Source organism: Picosynechococcus sp. PCC 11901 (genome assembly GCF_005577135.1).
In the GTDB taxonomy this organism is placed as follows: domain Bacteria; phylum Cyanobacteriota; class Cyanobacteriia; order Cyanobacteriales; family MRBY01; genus MRBY01.
This window is the reverse complement of sequence record NZ_CP040360.1, coordinates 2,745,917-2,767,406: the sequence shown is the minus strand read 5'-3', so window position 1 is coordinate 2,767,406 and position 21,490 is coordinate 2,745,917. Positions and strand designations below refer to the sequence as shown.

Genomic DNA, 21,490 nt, shown 5'->3' with positions numbered 1-21,490 from the left:
CCACAATCGATACAATCTTTAAACACAGTTGTCGCCCTTACTCCCCCTATGTTGCGTGAATTTTTCCCCTTTATTATTCCCATCGAAGCCAGCACGATCGCCGGCGCTTGCCTCTGGGCCTTTGCCCTTTACATTGGCATTGCTCCGTTGCGGGAAGGGATCTTGAATGGTCTGGAACGTTGGATGAACTGGGCCGAGCGATCGCTCTATTTTTCCGAAGAAGAATTTGAGAAGGACAAAGAAATTCGTGAATCCAAGAGTGCTTTTTCGGCCTCGCTCCTGAGCATTGTGCCTTTTTTATTATTTGGCGCAGGGTGTAATTTTGGGGTGGAGTGGAGCCTCGGCCACAGTTGGGCAATCAGTTTGGGAGTGATGGCCTGTGCTGGCTGTGGGGTGTATGAACTAGGGCGTTTAGATGGGGCGCAGCGCAATGAAGAAGAATAAAGTCTTGAAACTTTCTAAATTATTTCGGTTACAGCGGTTTTGGGCATTTGTGGCGGCGATCGCCTTTACCTTGACTTTGCCCTCTGTCCTCACCGCCTGTAATCCCCAAGCCAGTAACGCCACGGGGGCAGGGGACAACCAAATTGTGATCAGCGTTCTCAGTGACCCGAAAACCTTTAACCCGGCCCTCTCGGCAGAGTCCCCCAGTATTTTTGGCCTTACCTATGAAGGCTTAGTTTCAGAAAACCCCGTCACGGGGGAAACGGAGCCACGGCTTGCCGAATCCTGGGAATTTTCCGAAGACCAACTCAGCTTGACCTTTACCCTGCGGGACAACCTGCAATGGTCTGACGGGGAACCGCTCACCGTTGATGATGTGGTCTTTAGCTACAACCAGATTTATCTCAACGAAAAAATTCCCACTAACTCTCGTGATGGCCTCCGGGTGGGCGTTGCCGGAACCTTGCCGACGGTGGAAAAAGTAGGCGATCGCCAGGTGAAATTCACCATCACCGAACCCTTTGCGCCTTTCCTCAACAATACGGCCCTGGAGATTCTGCCAGAACACGTCCTCCGCGAAAGCGTTGAGCAGACCGACAGCGAAGGTAATCCGCTCTTTTTGGGTACCTGGGGCGTCAGTACGCCTCCCCAAGACCTGGTTTCCAGCGGCCCCTACCAGTTAATTAACTATGCCGTGGGTCAGCGCTTAATCTTCCAGCCCAACCCCTACTACTGGCAAACCCCCAAACCCTACGTGGATCAAATCGTTTGGCAAATCGTCCCCAACACCGACACCACTTTGCTGCAATTTCGGTCTGGTGACTTGGATGTTACAGGGGTCAGCCCAGATTATTTTTCGCTCCTGAAACGGGAAGAAGACCGGGGTAAATTTACCATCTACAATGGCGGTGAAGCCTACGGCACCAGTTTCATTTCCTTTAACCTCAATACCGGGAAGCGGGACGGCAAACCCCTCGTCGATCCCATCAAGTCGAAATGGTTCAACAATCTGAAGTTTCGTCAGGCTGTGGCCTATGGCATTGATCGCCAGCGCATGGTGAACAATATTTACCGGGGTTTGGGGGAAGTGCAACATTCGCCGATTTCGGTACAATCTCCTTTCTATAATGATCAAATAAAAACCTACGATTACGACCCAGACAGGGCCAAGGCGCTCCTCGAAGAAGCGGGCTTTTCCTACAACGCCCAGGGACAATTAATCGATGCCGACAATAATCCCGTGCGTTTTTCCTTGATTACCAATGCGGGCAACAAAATTCGCGAAGCAATGGCGACTCAAATTGAGCAGGATCTCGAAGCCTTGGGAATGCAGGTGGACTACAGTCCGATTGGTTTTAATATCCTCGTCGATAAGTTGAGCAACTCCCTCGATTGGGATTGTTTCTTGTTGGGCTTAACGGGGGGCAATGAACCCAATGGGGGCGCGAATGTGTGGTTTCCGGAGGGGAATTTGCATATGTTTAACCAAGCGGCGCGGCCAGGCACCACCCCCCTGACGGATCGGCTGATCAATGACTGGGAACAGGAAATTGCGGATCTCTACATCCAAGGGGCTCAGGAGCTGGATCTCGACAAACGCAAGGAGATTTATGCTAAAACCCAAGAACTTGCAGCGGAATATTTACCGTTTATCCATCTGGTAAACAATTATTCCCTCGCAGCGGTGCGTGACAAAATTGAAGGGGTACAACATTCGGCCCTGGGTGGCCCCCTCTGGAACCTAGAAGATTTAACGATTGCGGCTGAAATTAAGGAGTAAAGATCGATGACGACCCTCACCATGCAACAAATTACCGATGCCCTCAAGGGGGCGATCGCCACCCATCAAGAGGCTGTGGACTACCTAGAAATTCGGGTGCAGCAGAGTGAATCTACCAGTCTGGCCTTCCGGGGGGCGCAGTTCGACGGCAGTAACCGTAGTTTTGCCCTCGCCGGCGGGATTCGGGCCTGTCACCAGGGGGGTTGGAGTTTTGTCACGTTCAATGGCCTTGCCGAATTAGGCGATCGCGTTGCCGAAGCGGTTTCCCAGGCGAAACTTGTGGGCAAAGAATCGACCCAACTGGCTCCCAGTGGGGCCATCGAGGACTATGTACCGGTAGAGATTAAAACCGACCCCCGCACCATTTCCCTCAAGGAAAAACGAGATTTGTTGGCGAAATACAACCAAATTTTGCTGGCTTATGATCCCCGGATTCAAACGACGATGGCCAGCATTAGCGATAGTTTCGTCACCACCTACTTCGTCAATTCCAATGGCAGTTGCATCATCCAAGAACGCCTCGATGTCAATGGCCGATTTGGGGCGATCGCCAGGGGAGAAAATGGTGTCGTGCGCCAGGGCTTTGAATCGATTAATTCCCGCTGTGATTTTGATGCGCTCATTGGAATCGAAGACCGTGTTAAAGGTGCCGCAGAACGAGCGATCCGTCAACTAGAAGCCAAGCCCGTCAAAGGCGGACAATATACCGTTGTTCTGGATCCTTATCTTGCAGGGGTCTTTATTCACGAAGCCTTTGGCCACCTATCCGAAGCCGATTTTGTCTACGAAAATCCCCGGATGCAGGAACTTTTAACCATCGGCAAACCCCTCGGCATTTCCCAACTGAATGTGATCGATGATGCCACCCTCCCTGATCTGCCCGGCACGATGAAATACGATGATGAAGGGGTGCCCGGCCAACGCAAATATTTAATCAAAGACGGTGTGCTCACCCAGCGACTCCACTCCCGCGAAACCGCAGGGAAAATGAGTGAAGCGCCCACAGGGAATGCTCGCGCCATTCAAGCTGGTTATCCGCCCCTGGTACGCATGACGAATACGGCAATTGAACCGGGCGATACGCCCTTTGCAGAAATGATCCAAGATATCCAAGAAGGAGTCTATGCGGTGCGGATGATCGGTGGTCAAACTAATGGGGAAATGTTTACCTTTGCGGCGGCGGAAGGCTACATGATCCGTGATGGTAAAATCGCCGAACCTGTTAGTGATGTCACCCTCTCTGGGAACGTCTTCCAAACCTTAAAGGACATTGAGGCGATCGGTAACGACACCCTCTATACCAACGGCGGATGTGGTAAAGGTGGCCAAGGAGGTTTACCTGTCAGCGTTGGCGGCCCGCACTTGCGCATTAAAAATGTTGTCGTCGGTGGCCGTTAAATAGAATTTAAAATCTCAAGCTATCTGCAATCTGCGATGCCCTGCTTCAACATAGAGAAAATTAGCAGGGTTTTTTGTTGGTTTTATTTTGAAAGCTCAGGCAAGAGTGTCAATAGTTTTGATGATGAAGCTCGTGAGCTGTGTTTAAACTTTTGCAGCGAGCATGACGATTGTAGAAGCTACATAAAGAGTCCGTTATTCGCACTGGAGCAGAGCATCTAAATCTGCTGCGACAATTTTTTCTAAATTGCGGGTAATTTTCTCGATCTCCCAATCCCACCAAGCGACTGATAGTAAGGTTTTAATCACTTCATCGGTAAAGCGTTGTCGAATACATTTGGTGGGGTTGCCACCCACAATGGTGTAGGGAGGGACATCGTTAACCACGACTGATTTTGCGGCAATAATCGCACCATCTCCCACGTGCACACCGGGCATAATCACGGCTTCGTAGCCAATCCAAACATCATTACCGATGACCGTATCGCCTTTGTAGGGAAAGTCACTAGGTTGCAGGGCGAGTTTGTCCCAACCATTGCCGAAAATCTGAAATGGATAGGTGGAAAAACCATCGATTTTGTGGTTACCCCCGTTCATGATGAACTTGACGCCCCTGGCCAGAGCGCAAAACTTGCCAATAATTAGGCGATCGCCAATGAAGGGAAAATGATACAAAACATTGCGTTCAAAGTTTTCTGAATCCTCCGGATCGTCGTAGTAAGTGTAATCGCCGATGATGATATTCGGATTTGTCACCGTGTTGCGGATAAAACAAATCTGTGGGAATCCTGCCATGGGATGCGGATCATTGGGGTCGGCTCCATACACAGCCAGGTGCTCCTATTGCTAAAAAAATTCGTAGTTCCTTGAATCTTAGCGAGGAATTGAGAGCGAAGTTACAGCAAATTCGCAAAATCTGTCCAAACTTAATCGCTTTGTCAAAATTCTTTAGCGGCTCAACTGCCAACTGGCGATCGCCAAACAGATCCAGCCAATCAAAAATGCTGCCCCACCGAGCGGTGTAATGGCCCCCAAGATTTTCACTCCACTTAAACTCAAGGCATAGAGGCTACCGGAAAAGAGCACAATCCCGACAATAAAGGCAATGCCAGCCCCATTGAGCCAACTTTTGGGGAACGATCCCTGGACAGAAAATAGGCCCACCAGCAGTAAGGCGATCGCCTGGTACATTTGGTATTTAGCGGCAGTTTCCCAAATATCAAGGGCATTGGCGTCGAGGGTTCCTTTAAGGCCATGGCTGGCAAAGGCACCAGCAGCAACGGCGAGACCAGCAAGGATGGGGGCAATAACTAAGAAAAAACGGGTCATAGTCTTTGTTTAATTGAGTTGTAGAGTCGCTTTAACCACTTCAAAATTTTGGCGCTTGAGGGTAAAACCAGCTTTTTCTGAAACCCGTTGCATCCCTTTATTTTCTGAGAGAATGTCGGCGGTAATGGCAGTCAGCCCTTCATTGCGACCAATTTCCACCAGACGCCGGAGCAATTCGGTACCGAGGCCCTGGCGTTGGATCGGGTCACTGACAATCATCGCAAATTCTCCCTCCGTGGTGCCGTGGAGTTGACTCAAACGGGCCACAGCATAGACTTCTTTTTCGTGGGTATCAGGGTCGGTGTATTCAGCAACCAGCGCCATTTCCCGGTCGTAATCAATGAAACAGAGGCGGGTTAACCGTTCGTGGGCGATGCGACTTTGCAGGGTGACGAGGTGAAAATAACGAAAATACACACTTTGTTCAGATAGAGTTTGGTGAAATTTGACGAGCATCGGTTCATCTTCAGGGCGGATCGGACGAATCATAAACTCCCGTCCATCGGCGCTTGTCCAGGGTTTTTCATATTGCAAGGGGTAGGGGCGAATGGCAGGTTTTGGTAAGTCTTTTTCGGCTAAGTCGAGGGGATGCAACACAATCCGTGCGTCAAGGGCAACGAGGCGATCGCCGGAGGCAAAGAGGGGATTAATATCCATTTCTTTGATCCAAGGTTGCTCGACGATTAAACGGCTAAAACGGATTAAAATTTGCTCTAGTTCGTCTAAATTGACCGCTTTTCGACCCCTTACTCCCTTGAGGGCTTTATAAATTTTGGTTTGCTCCATCGTACGGCGGGCGAGGGTACTATTTAGCGGCGGCAAGGCGATCGCCCGATCCTGAAAGACTTCGACGAGTTGTCCACCACTGCCAAAAACTAACACTGGCCCAAACTGCCCATCGATACTGCTGCCGAGGATTAGCTCATAACCGTCCTTGAGGTTGAGCATCGGTTGCACTGTCACCCCGTGGAAATGCTCTGCACCGACTTTTTCGGTGACGCTCTGGCAAATCCGCTCAAAGGCACGCTCGACACTCGCCGCACTGTTTAAATTGAGTTCCACACCCCCCACATCGGTTTTATGGGTGATCGTGGTGGAGAGTAGTTTCAAAACCACTGGGTAGCCAATTTCATCGGCAAGGGCGATCGCCATTTCTGGGGTGCTGGCATTGCCCGTCGCGACAATGGGAATGCCGTAGGCGGCTAACACTTTCTTCGACTCGGATTCCGTGAGGAGTGTCCGACCTTCGGCGCGAATCGAATCAAGGATCACTTTGACATTGTGGCGATCAATAATCCCATCGGTGTCGGGGGCGAGGGTCGGCGTTTCGTAAATGCCTTCGAGGGTGTATTTATAGCGCCACAATAATTGGAATAAATAGGCGGCGGAATCGGGATAACGGTAGGTGGGCACTTGGGAGCGATTTAAAAACAGTTCCCCCTCGGTCACTTCGTTGCCCCCCATCCAACTGGCAAGGACGGGTTTATCGGTTTTTTCGACACATTTTTGTAGGGCGATCGCCGTGGCGGTAGGGTCAGTCATCGCTTGGGGGGTCAGGATCACCAAAAATCCGGCACTGTTCGGGTCAGCGATCGCCACATCAAGGGTTTTGGCATAGCGTTCCGGTTCCGCGTCCCCCAAAATATCAATCGGATTACTGTGGCTCCAGTGGCTCGGTAAAAATTCATCTAGGGCGGCGATCGTTTCCGGAGCCAATTCCGACAGTTCTCCCCCCCGCTGAATAATTGCATCGGTCGCTAAAACTCCAGGCCCCCCCGCATTGGTAATAATCGTCAATTTCGGTTTTTTCGGTAAACGGGTCTGTTTCGCGAGAATTTCCGCCAGATTAAATAATTCTGAAATACGATCCACCCGCAACACCCCACAGCGTCGAAAAGCCGCATCTAACACCGCATCACTCCCCGCCAAGGAACCCGTATGGGAAGCTGAAGCCTTTGCTGCCGCCTCCGTCCGTCCCGCCTTAATCACAATAATCGGTTTCGTAATGGCCACCTCCCGCGCCGCCGAAAGGAACGACCGAGCATCCCCCACCGACTCCATATAAATCACAATGCTTTTGGTGTTCGGGTCATCGCCGAGGTAGGTGATCAAATCCCCCCAGTTCACATCCAGCATCGACCCCAGCGAAATAAAGGCACTAAAGCCCACATTCTCCGGAAAACTCCAGTCCAACACCGCCGTACAAAAGGCACCACTCTGGCTGATAAACCCCACATGGCCCGGTTGTGCCATCGCGTGGGCAAAGGTGGCATTTAGCCCACTATGGGGATTCATTAACCCCAAACAGTTCGGCCCAATAATCCGCAATTTCCCAGCGGCGATCGCCATAATTTTTTGTTCCAGCGCCTTCCCTGCCTCACCAATTTCCTTGAAGCCCGCCGAGATAATAATTGCGGCTTTTACCCCCACATCAACGCATTCGCGCACCACTTGGGGCACAAACTGTGCTGGAATTGCAATCACTACTAACTCCACCGTTTCGGGGACTGCGGAAATATTGTCGTAGGCTTTAATCCCCAACACACTATTGCGCTTCGGGTTTACCGGATAGACCGTCCCGCCAAAGGGATGACTAATTAAATTCCAGAGTAATGTCCGGCCCACGCTACCTTCCTTGTCCGTGGCACCAATGACAGCAACAGATTTGGGATTAAAAAAATAACTGAGGGGTTGTTTTTCCGAGCGAAGAATATCGTATGCCGGATCAATCGTGATCGTCAGGGGAGAGCTTGCCATGGGAACTCGCTAAACTGCTGTTGCCGCTATGCTACTGTGAACCATCCAAATTTTTACGGTTTTTTTACAGAATATTTCTCCAGGAAAATTGAGCAATAAAAAACCCCACCGACTGGCAGGGTAATTCTAAAATTTTATGTTCTCAGTATTCAGCTTTTAAAGATTGAGACTGAATATGGCCTAGCGGATATATTCTTTCAGGATGCTGTTGCGGTTCGGGTGACGCAGTTTACGCAGCGCTTTTGCTTCGATCTGACGAATCCGTTCACGGGTTACGTTAAAAATTTGGCCAATTTCTTCGAGGGTTTTCATGCGGCCATCATCCAAGCCATAACGGAGACGGAGGACATCACGCTCACGGGCACTGAGGGTATCAAGTACATTTTCAAGATCTTCCCGCAGGAGGCTCTTGGAGACTTGATCCTCGGGGGTTTCCCCATCGGCTTCGATAAAGTCACCCAAGCGAGAATCTTCTTCTTTACCAATCGGCGTTTCGAGGGAGATCGGTAACTGGGCAGACTTGGCGATGAAGCGCAGTTTTTCGATGGTCATTTCCATGCGCTCAGCAATCTCTTCCTCGGTGGGTTTGCGGCCTAATTCCTGGGAAAGAATCTTGGTGGTTTTTTTGATGCGGGAAATGGTTTCGTAGAGGTGAACAGGCAGACGAATGGTACGGGATTGATCGGCGATCGCCCGCGTAATCGCCTGACGAATCCACCAGGTCGCGTAGGTAGAGAACTTGTAACCCTTCTCATGGTCAAACTTTTCGGCGGCACGGATCAGACCCAAAGAACCCTCTTGGATCAAGTCCTGAAACGAAAGGCCGCGGTTCATATACTTTTTCGCAATGGAGACCACCAGACGGAGGTTTGATTGCACCATTTTGTCTTTGGCACGGCGACCATGGAACAAGCGACGCCGAAAATCTTTGAGGGGCATCCCAGCGGCTTCGGCCCACTCTTTGTCCGTAGGAACGCGAGACTCATGCTCGGTGAGTTGTTCCCGCATCCGCTCTAGTTCGAGCAAATCAGCAATTTTCCGGGCCAGCTCAATTTCTTCTTCAGCCCGCAGCAGACGAATCCGGCCAATTTCTTGGAGGTAAATCCGAATCGAGTCTTCGGTGTAGGGTTTTTTCTTGGTGGCAGTTTCCTTACGACGACTGGTTTTTGCTTTCCGACTTTTTTTCGTGGGGAGGGTAAGTTCTACATAGTCGGTACCTTCTTTAATTTGCGCTTCCGCAAGGGCACTGTAATCAATATCACCCTCATTCCGAGTCTGATCCAGTACGGGGTTCGTCGCTTGGGTCATGCCTATTTCCTCTTGTTCGTTTAAAAAAGCAACTAAATGGACATTCAATGGGGACTTCTAGCAAACAGAATGATTCTGTCGAAGTCGAGGTTTTCCCTACCAAAGGATATGTTTGATAGAAAAAAACTGTGGGTTTTGATTGTACTAGTAGATGGGAACTTTCCTGCTACCTTTTGGGGGTTTTATTCCGTCTCTAAAACTAGTCAAAATCTGTAATGAGCTTCTCCGACGAGATAGCTTGGAGCAAATCCTTAGCCATTTTAGTGAATTTGTCTTTTATTGCCCACATGGTTATAGCAAAATCTGTAAACTTCGCCCACCCATAGGTTTTTTTGTTAAGTACAAATATTCTAGTGCCCAAGTAAAGCGACTGATGGATGGCGATCGCCTCTAGCATCGCCAGTCGCAAAAACTACTTCAGGTGGGATGCAACCTTTGTCAAGGGCTATCCAGAAACTTGATGCTAATAGGTTAACTGATCTTTTCTGAAAATGTTCACCATGGGCAAAATTTTCTGCGCTAAAGGTTTTCAAACCGAGACATCTGTGCTTTGGTAATGCGATCGCCGCAAGATTTCCATGCCAATGATTCACAGCCTCCAGCGTTTTTGATCATCCACTCAAGAAAGGTATGCTGCAAAGCCCGTCTCGAAGCGATCGCCCCATGTTGGTGGGGAAAGATTCTGCTATGGTATTAAACCAGTTTAACCATCAAAACTTCTGGTTGACGGTTTTCCCAGATCCCTATTTCTAAAAACATCTCAGGCCATATGAAATCCTATCTCGCGGCAGCGATCCAAATGACCAGTAAGCCCGACTTAGACCACAACTTGGGCGAAGCAGAAGACTTGATTCAATTGGCTGTCAACCAAGGGGCGAAACTTGTGACGCTTCCGGAAAATTTTTCTTTCCTCGGCGAAGAAGCCGCTAAGCTTGCCCAAGCCGATATCATTGCCCAAAAAAGCGAAAAATTTCTCAAGACTATGGCCCAGAGATTTCAAATCACCCTCCTCGGTGGTGGTTTTCCGGTGCCTGGCGGTGACAATAAAGTCTTTAACACGGCCCTGTTGATTTCCCCTGATGGCCAAGAATTGGCCCGCTATCACAAGGTGCATTTGTTTGATGTGAATTTGCCCGATGGGAATACCTACAAAGAATCAAGCACAGTCCAGGCGGGCGATGCACTTCCCCAAATCTTTGCTTCGCCGGAGTTGGGCAAAATCGGTTTATCCGTTTGTTATGATGTGCGCTTTCCGGAGCTATATCGTTCTTTATCAAAGCAAGGAGCCGATATTCTTTGCATTCCCGCCGCATTTACCGCCTATACCGGCAAAGATCACTGGCAAACCTTGATTCAAGCCAGAGCCATTGAAAATACCTGTTATGTAATCGCACCAGCACAAACAGGCAACCATTACGGCATGCGTTATTCCCACGGTCACGCGATGATCGTCGATCCTTGGGGAACTGTGCTGAATGATGCAGGTGTTCACCCAGGGGTGGCGATCGCCGAAATTAATCCAAATCGCCTAGCCCAAGTGCGCCGTCAAATGCCCTCCCTCGAACACCGGGTTTTCGGTTAGGCTGCAACCAAGACAGCGGTGGGCTTTGGTAAAGTTTCTCCTGCCGCTTCGTAGTCTTCAATTAAGCTTTCTAGGCATTCAACACCATTTTGAACAGCTTCTTGATAACTCTCACCATGGGTACGCCAGGTTTGACCAATAAAATCCGGAAAGCCAACCAGATAACAATTATCAGGGTCACTCCACTGAATTACCATTTGATATTTGAGTTTATCCATCGTCTTTTGCCTCGTTAACCTGTTGAATGGCATCTAGAATAGTTTGTTCCTGATAGGGCTTTGCGTCTGTTCCATCTTTTCCGGCCAAGGTGATCCTGCCTGCATATTTTGGATGTGTCCAGTTGGTATGACTTCCTTTGCCAGGTCGCATCGTAAATCCAGCCCGACGCAAGAGTTTTTTTAACTCACGAATCTTTTTAGGCATCCTTCACTGCTTATATTTTAGGTGTCAACATAATTAACTGTCGGGCCTGGAGCGATCGCCCTAGATCTAACCCGACTCCCAGAGCTTGGGAAATTTCACCAAGCGTTTTTGTGCCGTCGCAAGCCTGCATAAACTGAAACTCAGTGTCGTTGAGGCTAACGAGTTGGTAGTCGTAGTCAAAGAGAGACTGGCTAGGCCAACCGTTCAGACAAGGATGAACCTCTGCTGTTGCTTCGGTAAGAGTTTGATCGTCAGACCAATCCATTTTTGCCAGGGGCGGTTTGCAGAGGAAAAATTCGTAGTGGCTAATGGTGGTATCCAACAATTCGATTAAACGATAACGGGAACGTTCATCTAAGTTTTTTGCCCGCTCAATTAACTCTGGTTCCTTGCCCACGAGTCGCTCTAGATCCCAAAACTGTGGATTAGAAAAACCAACAAATTCTAGTCCTGACGCATCAATGAGTTCAAATAAAGTCTTGATGTTGTAGTCCACTTCCTGGGGATGAACATACATATCTGCAAAGGATGCATCCCGGTGATTTTCTAAAGACCAGCGTTCTTTGTCGTATTGAACGAGGCGATTATTTTCTGGTAGGTTCGCGAAAATTTGGCGGCCTACTTTAACTCCGTCAATATAGTCACCGCGCTTATCGGCCTGCAAAATGGCGATCGCCTCTTGCATCAGTTGAATTTCCCAACGGCCCAACTCCGCATAGACAAAAATATGGAAAATGCCGCCGGGGGCTAGTTTTTGCGCGAGGGCTTGAATTCCCTGAATTGGGTCAGGCATATGGTGCAAGACGCCGACGCAATTAATTAGATCAAATTCCCCTTCTAGTTCCGTTGCTTGCTCAATAGGTAAACGCTTAAAGGTGACTGGTGCGGTGTGGCGATCGCGTACCCCAGACTGTTGACAGCGTTTTTCGGCGACTTCTAAGGCCCCTTCACTGAGGTCAATGCCGACAATTTCAGCGGCTGGGTTTAAATGAATTAAATATTCCGTACCGACTCCTGTGCCACAACCAGCATCGAGGATGCGAATTTTATCTGTGCTCGGTTTACGTCCAGTGCAAAAGTTATAGGCGGCCTGCCAATGCCAACGCCAGTTATACCCTGGGGGCGGTTCATCCAACAGCGGCTCCGGCGGAAAAGGATAGGTATTGTAGAGATTTCGGACGGCTTGTTGGCGATCGCTAGGGTGAGTCATAGAGGGAAGGTCGCAAATAGATTAACTGGCTTGAAAACAGTACAGGTCACATTGTGCAACCTTGATCCCCAGTTTTTCTGAATTTTTGACATACTTCTTAATAAATTTCGTGTCCGGGCCGGAAACGTTCTACCCTAAAGTCTAGCTAACTAATAAACATCTCATTTAATAAAGCATTTGGGAGAAGCGATCGCCAAAGGGAACCCGAAAACTCTTGCTGACTTTCTCCCCAATTTCGCTATAAATTGAACATTTTTGATTGGAGATAGTTGAAAATCCATGACGATTAAGGCCAGCGGTGGAAGCTCTTTAGCTCGCCCCCAGTTATATCAAACCGTTCCCCTCTCCAACATTTCCCAGGCAGAGCAACAGGATCGCTACCTGGAATCTGGAGAACTAACGGCACTGAGAACGTTTTATGACTCTGGACTCAAGCGTTTGGCGATCGCCCAAGCGATTAAACTGAGTTCCCAGCTCATCGTCTCCCGTGCCGCGAACCGGATTTTTGCCGGTGGATCCCCCCTTGCTTACCTCGACCAACCGGAAACCGATACCGATGACAGCGATCTCGGCGTTTCCATGGCCGTCGGGGATGCCAGTGGTGCCACAGGGATCTTTGGTGGTGTCAAAAATTTGTTTCTCGGTTCTGGTGGCGGTAAGATTCCCGCTGGTTTCCGGCCAATCAGTGTTTCCCGTTACGGCCCCCGCAACATGACCAAGTCCCTGCGGGATATGGCTTGGTTCCTCCGCTACACTACCTATGCCATTGTGGCCGGTGATCCGAGCATCCTCGTGGTCAACACCCGTGGTCTAAAAGAAGTCATCGAAAATGCTTGCTCCATTCCGGCGACCATCGTGGCGATCCAGGAAATGAAAGCGGCTTCTTTGGATCTGTTCCGGGGCGATCGCGAAGCCCAAGAAACCGTGGTTCAGTATTTCGACGTGTTAATCACTGAAATGCAGACCCAAGTGCCCAACGATAAATTGCGCCAACGGCCTTCCATCGATGCCCAGGGTTTACAACTGCCCCAGAGCTACTTCAACGCCGCCGAAAAGCGTCAGAAGTTCGTGATGAAGCCTGGCTTGTCTGCCCTAGAGAAAAACTCAGTCGTCAAAGCCGCCTATCGTCAAATCTTTGAACGAGACATTACACGGGCCTACAGCCAATCCATTTCTTACCTTGAATCCCAAGTGAAAAATGGCGACATTTCCATGAAGGAATTTGTCCGTCGCTTGGCGAAATCTCCCCTTTATCGGAAGCAATTTTTTGAACCTTTTATCAACAGCCGAGCTTTAGAACTTGCTTTCCGTCACATTCTCGGTCGTGGCCCCTCTTCCCGCGAAGAAGTCCAAGAATACTTTGCCATTGTCTCTAGCGGTGGTTTAGCGGCCCTGGTCGATGCTTTGGTTGATTCCCAAGAATATGCCGATTATTTCGGGGAAGAAACCGTGCCTTACCTCCGTGGTTTAGGCCAAGAAGCCCAGGAATGTCGTAACTGGGGCATGCAACAGGATCTGTTTAAATACAGCGCACCTTTCCGCAAAGTCCCTCAATTTATCACGACCTTCGCCAGCTACAATCAGCCCCTACCGGATCAGCACGTATATGGCTCTGGTAACGATGCCTTAGAAATTCAGTTCGGGGCAATCTTCCCGAAAGCAACCCGGAGTCCCAGCGCCAGCCCTGCTCCCTTTAATAAAGATACCCGGCGGATCTTGATTCACCGTGGCCCTGGCATTAACAACCAACTGGGTAATCCCCGTGCCCGCGCCACACAACCCGGCAGCCTTGGAGCTAAAGTATTCCGTCTCAATAACGAATTACCATCAGGTAAGACTACCAACGTTAGTTTCTCGGAAAGTGCGACCCAAAAGGTCATTGAAGCGGCTTACCGTCAGGTCTTTGGTCGGATGGTCTATGCTGGCCAACGCCAGAAAGTGGCAGAGATCAAGCTTGAAAATGGTGAAATCACCCTGCGGGAATTCATCCGGGCTTTGGCAAAATCTGATGTTTTCCGGAATACTTACTGGTCTTCTCTATACGTAACCAAGGCTGTGGAGTACATCCACCGTCGTCTGTTGGGTCGTCCCACCTATGGTCGTCAAGAAATCAACAGCTACTTTGATACCTGTGCGAAAAAAGGTTTCTATGCCCTCGTTGATGCGATCATTGACAGTAAAGAATACGAAGAAGCTTTCGGTGAAGATACAGTTCCCTACGAACGCTATCTGACTCCCGGTGGTTATTCGCTGCGCCAGACTCGCCCCGGTGCGCTCCGTGAAGATGTGGGGGCTAAGGTTCAGGTTGAGAAGACAGCTCGCTTTATTGAGTTGGGCACTTCTAGCACGAAGAATCTACCGGTGACGGATGTGGATGCTCGCCTCAAGCAAGGGGTTAACGTCCAACGTCAGCAAACGAAGGCCTTTAAACTCACGGATACCTTCAACAAGGTCGAACTGAAAACGGCGATCGCCGCGGCTTACCGTCAGATCTTTGAGCGGGACATCGAACCCTATGTTGTCGATGCGCAATTTACTGCCCTCGAAAGTAAGCTGGGCAACCGCGAGATCAACATGAAGGAATTCATCGAAGGTCTGGGTTGTTCTGAGCTGTACCAGAAGGAATTCTATACTCCCTACCCCAACACGAAGGTGATTGAAATGGGAACGAAGCATTTCCTTGGTCGGGCTCCCTTAGATCAGCAGGAAATCCGTAAGTATAACCAAATCCTTGCTTCCCAAGGTCTGAAAGCCTTTATCGGCGCGATGGTTAACAGCATGGAGTACCTCGATAACTTCGGCGAAGACACAGTGCCCTTCCGTCGCTTCCCGACTTTACCGGCGGCAAACTTCCCCAATACGGAACGACTCTACAACCAACTCACGAAGCAAAATCGTGATCTTGTGGTACCGAGCTTTGAGCCTGCGGTAAAACGCTAAAACACGAAAATTCGGTTAAGACCATAAAAACTGCCCCCCTTTCAAAATTAAGAGAGGAGGGCAATTTTTTGATTGATTTTCCAGAGGATTATTTTGGGGAACCGACGGTTGTTGATGCTACTGGGAAATTTGTAAAACGTAGGGAGCGCGACCTGCATTACCAGCTTGTTCAAAGTTGCCGATAAAGACTTGGTAGCGGCCTGGATTCCAAACACCACCAATTTCGGCAGGAATCCCGCTAAAAGGATCGGCGATCGCACAGAAGGGATCTGCACTGGGATCATCGGCATTTTTGATCAGAAGCGTAAAGGGTCTGGAAACGCCACCGTTAGGATCGACGACGCTGAGATTGAGAGACATCAGGCCATTGCCATTAATGCGAAAGGTGTGGTTAGGGCGATTGGCAATCCAGCCACAAAAGTTACTATTGGTTGGCCCCCCAGCCTGGCCGGTGATTGTCCCGTTAAAGACTTCATTGGAGGTAATGGATCCGTTAGCGGCGATCGTAAAGGTTTCCGGGCCGGCGATCGCCCCTTGAATACCACCAAGACCAGCAGCAATGGTCAGGAGCGTTGTTGCCCCAATAATGGTCGGTGCATAAAATTTTGTCATGGCTGTCCCCCTCCCCAGTTGGGTTATACCGTCAGAGGCTCCCTCGATAAAGTGAGCGTCTAGGCTCTATGAAAGAAAAGATTCCAGGAAAGTTCCACTACTGCTGTTTTGTGAAGGCTTGTTAAGCAAAAAGGCCCTGAAACAGCGATGGCGATCGCCACCTTTAAGATCGATACCAAGCAAAAATAAACCATGGTTGAACATGGGAAGATTCGCAATTTGCCAATCGAGCGGTACCATTTTAAAGGGTTTGAGCGAAATTTCCCGTCACCTTATCATAAACAATTTGATCACCCTCCCCCAAAAGGAGCCGATTAGTAAGCATCTAAGGAGAAAGTCCATGAGTCGCGTGTATGTCTTGCTGTTTAATGCCCGGACAGAAAATGAAGGGATTCACACACTCCAAACTGGCGATCGCAACAAGATTTTAATGTTTGAAGACGAAGATGACGCCACCCGGTTTGGGCTAATGTTGGAAGCCCAGGATTTCCCGCCCGTCTCCATCGAAGCCATGGATGAAGAAGACATTATCGAGTTTTGTCGGGATGCAGATTATGATTGGCAACACGTTGCCGCCGGTGAATTAGCCACGCCCCCCGAAGCAAATGTGACGGATTTAGCTTGGGATCCAGAGGGAAAGCAACAGCCAGCAGAGCAAACCACAGCGTCAGAAAACGATTTGTCGGATACAGAATTAGACCGCATTCGACGTCAATTAGAAGGGCTTTTGTAGTGTATTTGGGTAATAGATTAGATTGACAACATCTTAATGCCCAAGGCGATCAAAACTCCACCGCCAAAAAATTCTACTTTTTCACCTAAGTGCCCGGAAATGAGTTTGGCACAAAATAGGCCCCCATAGGTAGCGCAAAAAGCAGCCAAGCCAATGCTGAGGGAGTAGGGCACAAGCGGTTTACCAATGAGGCCGAGGGAAACGCCCACCCCCAAAGAATCGATGCTGGTGATACTAGAAATAAACAAAATTTTCCACAGGCTATGGATTTTGACGGATTCACCATCGTCATCGCCTGGCTTGGCTCGCATCTCTTGGTAAGCGTTGTAGCACATATGTCCACCCACCAAAACCAATAGGGCAAAGGCCACCCAATGATCGTAGGCCATAATTATAGTCTGGGCAAAACGTCCCAAAATGAAGCCGAGGGCGATCGCCACCCCTTCAGAAAGCCCCGAACTGAGCGCAAAAAATAAAGCCCGTTTTCCAGAAAAGTGACGAATACCAAGGGCTAAGGCAGCGGAAAAAGAGTCAATACTGAGGACAAGGGCGAAAATAATAATGTCTAATTCAAAACCCATAAATGCCGTGGCGATCGCCAACTCGAAAAGAATGCATTTATTACTATAAACGAAAAATCGTGGGTCGATTTATCATAGTTTTTTCATTGTTTCCAAGTTCCACAAAATTATTTAAAAAATTCGTCCCAAAAAGTAATTGTCTATAAATAAATCCCAATTCTCGTGAAACTGAGCGAAATAACAATCTGCTTTCTACTTGGTAAATGACGACTTTAGATTCACAAAAACTGAGGCCAGACGACTGTTAAATTGAGAGCATTTTAAGGCCCATGGCAATCAGAATGCCACCGCCGAAAAACTCTACCTTTTCCTTCAATTGACTAGAAATTAATTGTGCGCAAAATAAGCCCACATAAGTAGCAAAAAAAGCGGAAATCCCGATCCCCAGGGAATAGGGAATTAAGGGTTTGCCCATTAAACCAAGGGAAATACCAACCCCCAAAGAATCAACACTGGAAATGCTAGAGACCAAAAGAATTTTCCAAAGACCATGAATTTTTCTGGGTTCACCCTTATCATCTGGGAATTTTTGCATTTCTCGGTAGGCGTTGTAGCACATGTGAACACCGATAAGGATCAAGAGAATAAAAGCAATTCCTTGATCATAGAAAGTAATGTATTGGGCAAAATTACCCAGGAGAAAACCGAGGGAAATAGCACCGCCACCGGAGAAACCTGAACTGAGCGCAAAAAATAAGGCCCGCTTGCGGGAAAAATGGCGTGCTCCTAGTGCAAGGGCGACGGAAAAACAGTCAATACTCAGCACTAGGGCAAAGAGAAGAATATCTAAGTCAAAGTCCATGAAATCCCCTATGGGTACTCCCCTAAAAAGATTGTGGCGATCGCCATCAACAAAAAAAACAAAAAATTGAATTATTTGATCCTTATTTCCTACGATTCTTAAACCTTAAAAAGCGGCTTTTAAATTCTCAGAAAGATAATCTGCTGTGGCTTCAACTAAGGCGATCGCATTTTCATAGAACATCCGCGTCGGGCCAAGCACTGCAACACTGCCAACGGGCGTTTTTTCTTGGTAATAATATGTGGAAATAAGGGCGCAGGTTTTCATGGGTTCTAGGGGATTTTCGGTGCCGATGTGAATGAGCGTCGGGCGATCGCCTGGTAAACCACTAAAAACCACCGGGAGTAGCTGTTCTTGTTTCGCCTCTAGCAAGTGCAATAGGGTTTGTAACTGCTCAATTTGGGAAAACTCAGGTTGCCGCAGCACTTCCGAAATGCCCCGTACCAGAATTGGCGTCGCAATCGTATTGGGCACAATCTGAGCAATCTTACCCAAAATCGTCTCCAATAACAGCTGACAATGGTGAAAGTCTTCGTCTAAAGCCTGGGGATCAAGGCTGGCAATTTCTTGGAGCGATCGCCCCTGGAGATGGTGATTCAAAAAATTCGATAGAATCTCTAGCTCATCGGGGTCACAGTCCAGGGTCAAGGACAACGATTGGGGTTGATAACTATCCGTCACCACAATCATCATCACCTTCTGATCCCCCAGGGGGAGTAACTGTAGATAGCGTAGGCGAGCATGGTTTTGATGGGGCACCGTGATTAGAGCAATATAACCACTTAACGTCGCCAGGATTTGCGTTGCCCGCTGGAGGGTCGCATCTAGTCCCCAATACTCTGCGGCAGTCTGTTCCTGTAACGTTTGGCTCGCTCGTTTGCGGGTCTGGGAATTGGGGGTGACGAGCTCGTCCACATAGAAGCGATAACCGGAATCAGAGGGGACTCGTCCCGCCGAGATGTGGGGTTGATACAAGAAACCTGCCTTTTCCAACTTGCCCATCACATTACGAATGGTGGCAGAACTGACCTGGAAGTCATATTCCTCCACAAGGGTTTTGGAGCCTACGGGTTCCGCTGTGGAAATGTAATGGTTGACCGTTGCTCGAAAAATATTTTGGTGACGGGGATTAAGAATTTTCTGAGCAACCATACGCCGACAGTAGTGCTTTCAATAACTAAGAAATATAAAAAAATAGTAAAAAAACTTGGCTTAACTTAAGAAAGATTTAAGGTCTAAGTTTGGGTTAGTATAGCTCATTCTTCCCTAGTAGCGCGGTAGGCTTTGATCCACAGAGAGGGTGTAAAGGTGAATCCCACCTTCAATATTGATCACTTGGGTAAAACCTTGTTGTTGCAGCCAATAACACATTTGCGCCGAACGCACACCATGGTGACAAAGCACATAGGTTTCTGCCTGGGGGTCAAAGTCCACGGCAATGCGGGCAGCCCATTGTTCAAATTGACTCAGGGGTAAATTGGTAAAGCCTGGGAGAGCGACAATCTCTAGCTCATCGGGCTCACGCACATCAATGAGTTGCAAAGATTCGGTCGTGGCGACGCGCTGGGCAAAAACCGTGGGACTGACGGCCTGGAGTTGTGGGTTAGAACTAGGGTTGGTCATGGTCAAGCTACTGATAAAAAATTAAGAAGTGAGCATTCCTAGCATTTTCTGACTGCGTTTGGGAAGGCCAAGGCTGAATTGCTAGGGGATCTTCACCTTAGGGGGCGTCAAAGTTAAGGAGTATTGCAGTTCCCCCGGAGAGTCGGTCAAGAAAATTTGGGAATGGTACAAGTAACGTTAGAGGCGTTAGATCTTCTGTCCCACTTTTTGAAGATGGTACAGGGTAAAGCATTTTGCTTGGCGATCGCCTTGATTCTGCGTTAACGATTTATAAATATTGCATTTTTTAAGAAACAGCCATTAATTTTTTTGAGTTTGTATGAACTTTGCAAATTTTCCGTGGTTATCCACGATTATTTTATTTCCCATTATTGCGGCATTATTTTTGCCCCTCATCCCCGACAAAGATGGGAAAACAGTGCGCTGGTATGCCTTGACCATTGGCTTAATCGACTTTGTGATCATCGTGACAGCCTTTTACACGGGCTACGATTTTGGCAACCCGAATCTGCAACTGGTAGAGAGCTATACCTGGGTCGAAGCAATCGATCTGCGCTGGTCAGTGGGGGCCGATGGCCTTTCCATGCCCTTGATTCTTCTCACGGGTTTTATCACCACTTTGGCGATCTTGGCGGCCTGGCCCGTAAGCTTTAAGCCAAAGCTATTTTATTTCCTGATGCTGCTGATGTATGGCGGTCAAATTGCTGTCTTCGCCGTGCAGGATATGCTGCTGTTTTTCTTTACCTGGGAACTAGAACTGGTTCCGGTTTATCTGATTCTGTCCATTTGGGGTGGCAAAAAACGGCTCTATGCCGCAACGAAATTCATCCTCTACACCGCTGGCGGTTCGTTATTTATTCTGATTGCCGCCCTGACCATGGCCTTTTATGGGGATACGGTCACCTTTGATATGACGGCGATCGCCCAGAAAGACTTTGGCATTAACCTCCAACTGCTGCTCTATGGTGGCCTGCTTATCGCCTACGGGGTGAAGTTACCGATTTTCCCTCTACATACCTGGCTCCCCGATGCCCACGGTGAAGCCACGGCCCCGGCCCACATGCTCCTCGCCGGAATTCTCCTAAAAATGGGCGGCTATGCCCTACTGCGGATGAATGCGGGGATGCTCCCCGATGCCCATGCCCTGTTTGGCCCAGTGCTCGTGATCCTCGGAGTCGTCAATATCGTTTATGCGGCCCTCACTTCCTTTGCCCAACGTAATCTCAAACGAAAAATCGCCTATTCCTCCATTTCCCACATGGGCTTTGTGCTAATTGGGATGGCTTCGTTCACCGATTTGGGGACGAGTGGTGCAATGTTACAGATGATTTCCCATGGGCTCATTGGGGCAAGTCTCTTCTTTATGGTTGGTGCCACCTATGACCGTACCCACACCCTGATGCTCGATGAAATGGGTGGGGTCGGCAAAAAAATGAAGAAAATTTTTGCGATGTGGACGACCTGCTCGATGGCTTCCTTGGCGCTGCCGGGGATGAGTGGGTTTGTTGCTGAATTAATGGTATTCGTCGGTTTCGCCACCAGTGATGCCTATAGCCCTACTTTCCGGGTGATCATTGTTTTCCTCGCGGCAGTGGGCGTCATTTTAACGCCGATCTATCTGCTTTCGATGTTGCGGGAAATCCTCTACGGCCCAGAAAACAAAGAGCTTGTGGCGCATGAAAAACTGATCGATGCCGAGCCTCGCGAAGTCTTTGTGATTGCGTGCTTGTTGATTCCGATTATTGGGATTGGTCTGTATCCGAAGGCCGTGACCCAGATCTATGCTTCTACGACGGAAAATCTAACGGCGATCCTGCGCCAATCGGTGCCAAGTCTTCAGCAAACGGCACAGGCACCTAGTTTAGATGTTGCGGTTCTGCGTGCCCCAGAGATTCGCTAATCATTCAAACTTGAGTCCATAATTTTTGCAAGGCGGTGTGTTAATGGGCACCGTCTTTTTTGTTAAGA

Annotated in this window: 19 protein-coding genes; 7 read left to right on the top strand and 12 right to left on the bottom strand. The window is 48.9% G+C overall.

Annotation, left to right across the window (positions count from 1 at the left end; genetic code table 11):
* Positions 1 to 48: 48 nt before the first annotated feature.
* From FEK30_RS14385 to FEK30_RS14375, 3 genes are read left to right on the top strand one after another with little or no spacing between them, the layout of a single operon-like run.
* Complete coding sequence (locus FEK30_RS14385; RefSeq protein ID WP_012307629.1) at positions 49 to 444, top strand: hypothetical protein; 396 nt, start codon at positions 49 to 51, stop codon at positions 442 to 444.
* Positions 431 to 2,224 (top strand): ABC transporter substrate-binding protein, encoded by a 1,794-nt coding sequence (locus tag FEK30_RS14380; RefSeq protein WP_138073553.1) that lies wholly within the window; start codon positions 431 to 433, stop codon positions 2,222 to 2,224. The genes FEK30_RS14385 and FEK30_RS14380 overlap by 14 nt, the downstream gene beginning before the upstream one ends.
* Before the next feature lie 6 nt (positions 2,225 to 2,230).
* Positions 2,231 to 3,622: a TldD/PmbA family protein gene (locus FEK30_RS14375; RefSeq protein WP_138073552.1), complete on the top strand. Its 1,392-nt coding sequence runs from the start codon at positions 2,231 to 2,233 to the stop codon at positions 3,620 to 3,622.
* Between the two features lie 195 nt (positions 3,623 to 3,817).
* On the opposite strand, the gene FEK30_RS14370 is transcribed toward FEK30_RS14375, so the two are convergent.
* The 4 genes from FEK30_RS14370 to rpoD form a co-directional block, all read right to left on the bottom strand.
* Positions 3,818 to 4,456 (bottom strand): Vat family streptogramin A O-acetyltransferase, encoded by a 639-nt coding sequence (locus FEK30_RS14370; protein WP_445260584.1) that lies wholly within the window; start codon positions 4,454 to 4,456, stop codon positions 3,818 to 3,820.
* Between the two features lie 114 nt (positions 4,457 to 4,570).
* Entirely contained in the window at positions 4,571 to 4,951 is a 381-nt protein-coding gene (locus FEK30_RS14365; protein WP_138073550.1) for a DUF423 domain-containing protein, read from the bottom strand.
* Between the two features lie 9 nt (positions 4,952 to 4,960).
* Positions 4,961 to 7,708: a bifunctional acetate--CoA ligase family protein/GNAT family N-acetyltransferase gene (locus FEK30_RS14360; RefSeq protein WP_138073549.1), complete on the bottom strand. Its 2,748-nt coding sequence runs from the start codon at positions 7,706 to 7,708 to the stop codon at positions 4,961 to 4,963.
* A gap of 180 nt (positions 7,709 to 7,888) precedes the next feature.
* Positions 7,889 to 9,016: an RNA polymerase sigma factor RpoD gene (gene rpoD / locus FEK30_RS14355; protein ID WP_012307623.1), complete on the bottom strand. Its 1,128-nt coding sequence runs from the start codon at positions 9,014 to 9,016 to the stop codon at positions 7,889 to 7,891.
* A 769-nt stretch (positions 9,017 to 9,785) separates the two neighbouring features.
* Here rpoD and FEK30_RS14350 point away from each other — a divergent pair.
* The gene (locus FEK30_RS14350; RefSeq protein ID WP_099238812.1) at positions 9,786 to 10,598 is read left to right on the top strand and encodes a carbon-nitrogen hydrolase family protein; all 813 of its coding nucleotides are present in this window, start codon (positions 9,786 to 9,788) and stop codon (positions 10,596 to 10,598) included.
* Here the strand turns inward: FEK30_RS14350 and FEK30_RS14345 are convergent.
* Genes FEK30_RS14345 through FEK30_RS14335 form a run of 3 tightly spaced genes read right to left on the bottom strand, consistent with a single transcriptional unit; the run spans position 10,595 to position 12,231 of the window.
* Positions 10,595 to 10,816 (bottom strand): type II toxin-antitoxin system HicB family antitoxin, encoded by a 222-nt coding sequence (locus FEK30_RS14345; protein WP_030007874.1) that lies wholly within the window; start codon positions 10,814 to 10,816, stop codon positions 10,595 to 10,597. The genes FEK30_RS14350 and FEK30_RS14345 overlap by 4 nt on opposite strands.
* Positions 10,809 to 11,021: a type II toxin-antitoxin system HicA family toxin gene (locus FEK30_RS14340; RefSeq protein WP_030007873.1), complete on the bottom strand. Its 213-nt coding sequence runs from the start codon at positions 11,019 to 11,021 to the stop codon at positions 10,809 to 10,811. The genes FEK30_RS14345 and FEK30_RS14340 overlap by 8 nt, the downstream gene beginning before the upstream one ends.
* Before the next feature lie 10 nt (positions 11,022 to 11,031).
* A complete protein-coding gene (locus tag FEK30_RS14335; RefSeq protein ID WP_138073548.1) occupies positions 11,032 to 12,231 on the bottom strand; it encodes a class I SAM-dependent methyltransferase in 1,200 nt (399 codons plus the stop codon).
* Between the two features lie 279 nt (positions 12,232 to 12,510).
* Between FEK30_RS14335 and FEK30_RS14330 the strand changes: the two genes are divergently transcribed.
* Positions 12,511 to 15,171 carry a phycobilisome rod-core linker polypeptide gene (locus FEK30_RS14330; protein WP_138073547.1) on the top strand — a complete coding sequence of 887 codons (2,661 nt, stop codon included), beginning with the start codon at positions 12,511 to 12,513 and terminating at the stop codon, positions 15,169 to 15,171.
* A gap of 117 nt (positions 15,172 to 15,288) precedes the next feature.
* On the opposite strand, the gene FEK30_RS14325 is transcribed toward FEK30_RS14330, so the two are convergent.
* A complete protein-coding gene (locus FEK30_RS14325) occupies positions 15,289 to 15,783 on the bottom strand; it encodes a lipocalin/fatty acid-binding family protein (RefSeq protein ID WP_138073546.1) in 495 nt (164 codons plus the stop codon).
* A gap of 340 nt (positions 15,784 to 16,123) precedes the next feature.
* Here FEK30_RS14325 and FEK30_RS14320 point away from each other — a divergent pair, with 340 nt between their 5' ends.
* Positions 16,124 to 16,516, top strand: coding sequence for a DUF3110 domain-containing protein (locus tag FEK30_RS14320; protein WP_012307615.1), 393 nt, complete (start codon positions 16,124 to 16,126; stop codon positions 16,514 to 16,516).
* A gap of 17 nt (positions 16,517 to 16,533) precedes the next feature.
* On the opposite strand, the gene FEK30_RS14315 is transcribed toward FEK30_RS14320, so the two are convergent.
* The 4 genes from FEK30_RS14315 to FEK30_RS14300 all read right to left on the bottom strand — a co-directional run bounded on the left by FEK30_RS14315 (position 16,534) and on the right by FEK30_RS14300 (position 19,522).
* Positions 16,534 to 17,118, bottom strand: a complete 585-nt coding sequence (locus tag FEK30_RS14315; RefSeq protein ID WP_012307614.1) for a manganese efflux pump MntP — start codon at positions 17,116 to 17,118, stop codon at positions 16,534 to 16,536.
* A 223-nt stretch (positions 17,119 to 17,341) separates the two neighbouring features.
* The gene (locus FEK30_RS14310; RefSeq protein WP_138073545.1) at positions 17,342 to 17,899 is read right to left on the bottom strand and encodes a manganese efflux pump MntP; all 558 of its coding nucleotides are present in this window, start codon (positions 17,897 to 17,899) and stop codon (positions 17,342 to 17,344) included.
* A gap of 105 nt (positions 17,900 to 18,004) precedes the next feature.
* Positions 18,005 to 19,051 (bottom strand): heat-inducible transcriptional repressor HrcA, encoded by a 1,047-nt coding sequence (gene hrcA, locus FEK30_RS14305; protein ID WP_030007867.1) that lies wholly within the window; start codon positions 19,049 to 19,051, stop codon positions 18,005 to 18,007.
* A gap of 114 nt (positions 19,052 to 19,165) precedes the next feature.
* Complete coding sequence (locus FEK30_RS14300; RefSeq protein ID WP_030007866.1) at positions 19,166 to 19,522, bottom strand: rhodanese-like domain-containing protein; 357 nt, start codon at positions 19,520 to 19,522, stop codon at positions 19,166 to 19,168.
* Between the two features lie 319 nt (positions 19,523 to 19,841).
* Here FEK30_RS14300 and FEK30_RS14295 point away from each other — a divergent pair, with 319 nt between their 5' ends.
* Positions 19,842 to 21,422 (top strand): NAD(P)H-quinone oxidoreductase subunit 4, encoded by a 1,581-nt coding sequence (locus FEK30_RS14295; protein ID WP_012307609.1) that lies wholly within the window; start codon positions 19,842 to 19,844, stop codon positions 21,420 to 21,422.
* Positions 21,423 to 21,490: the final 68 nt, after the last annotated feature.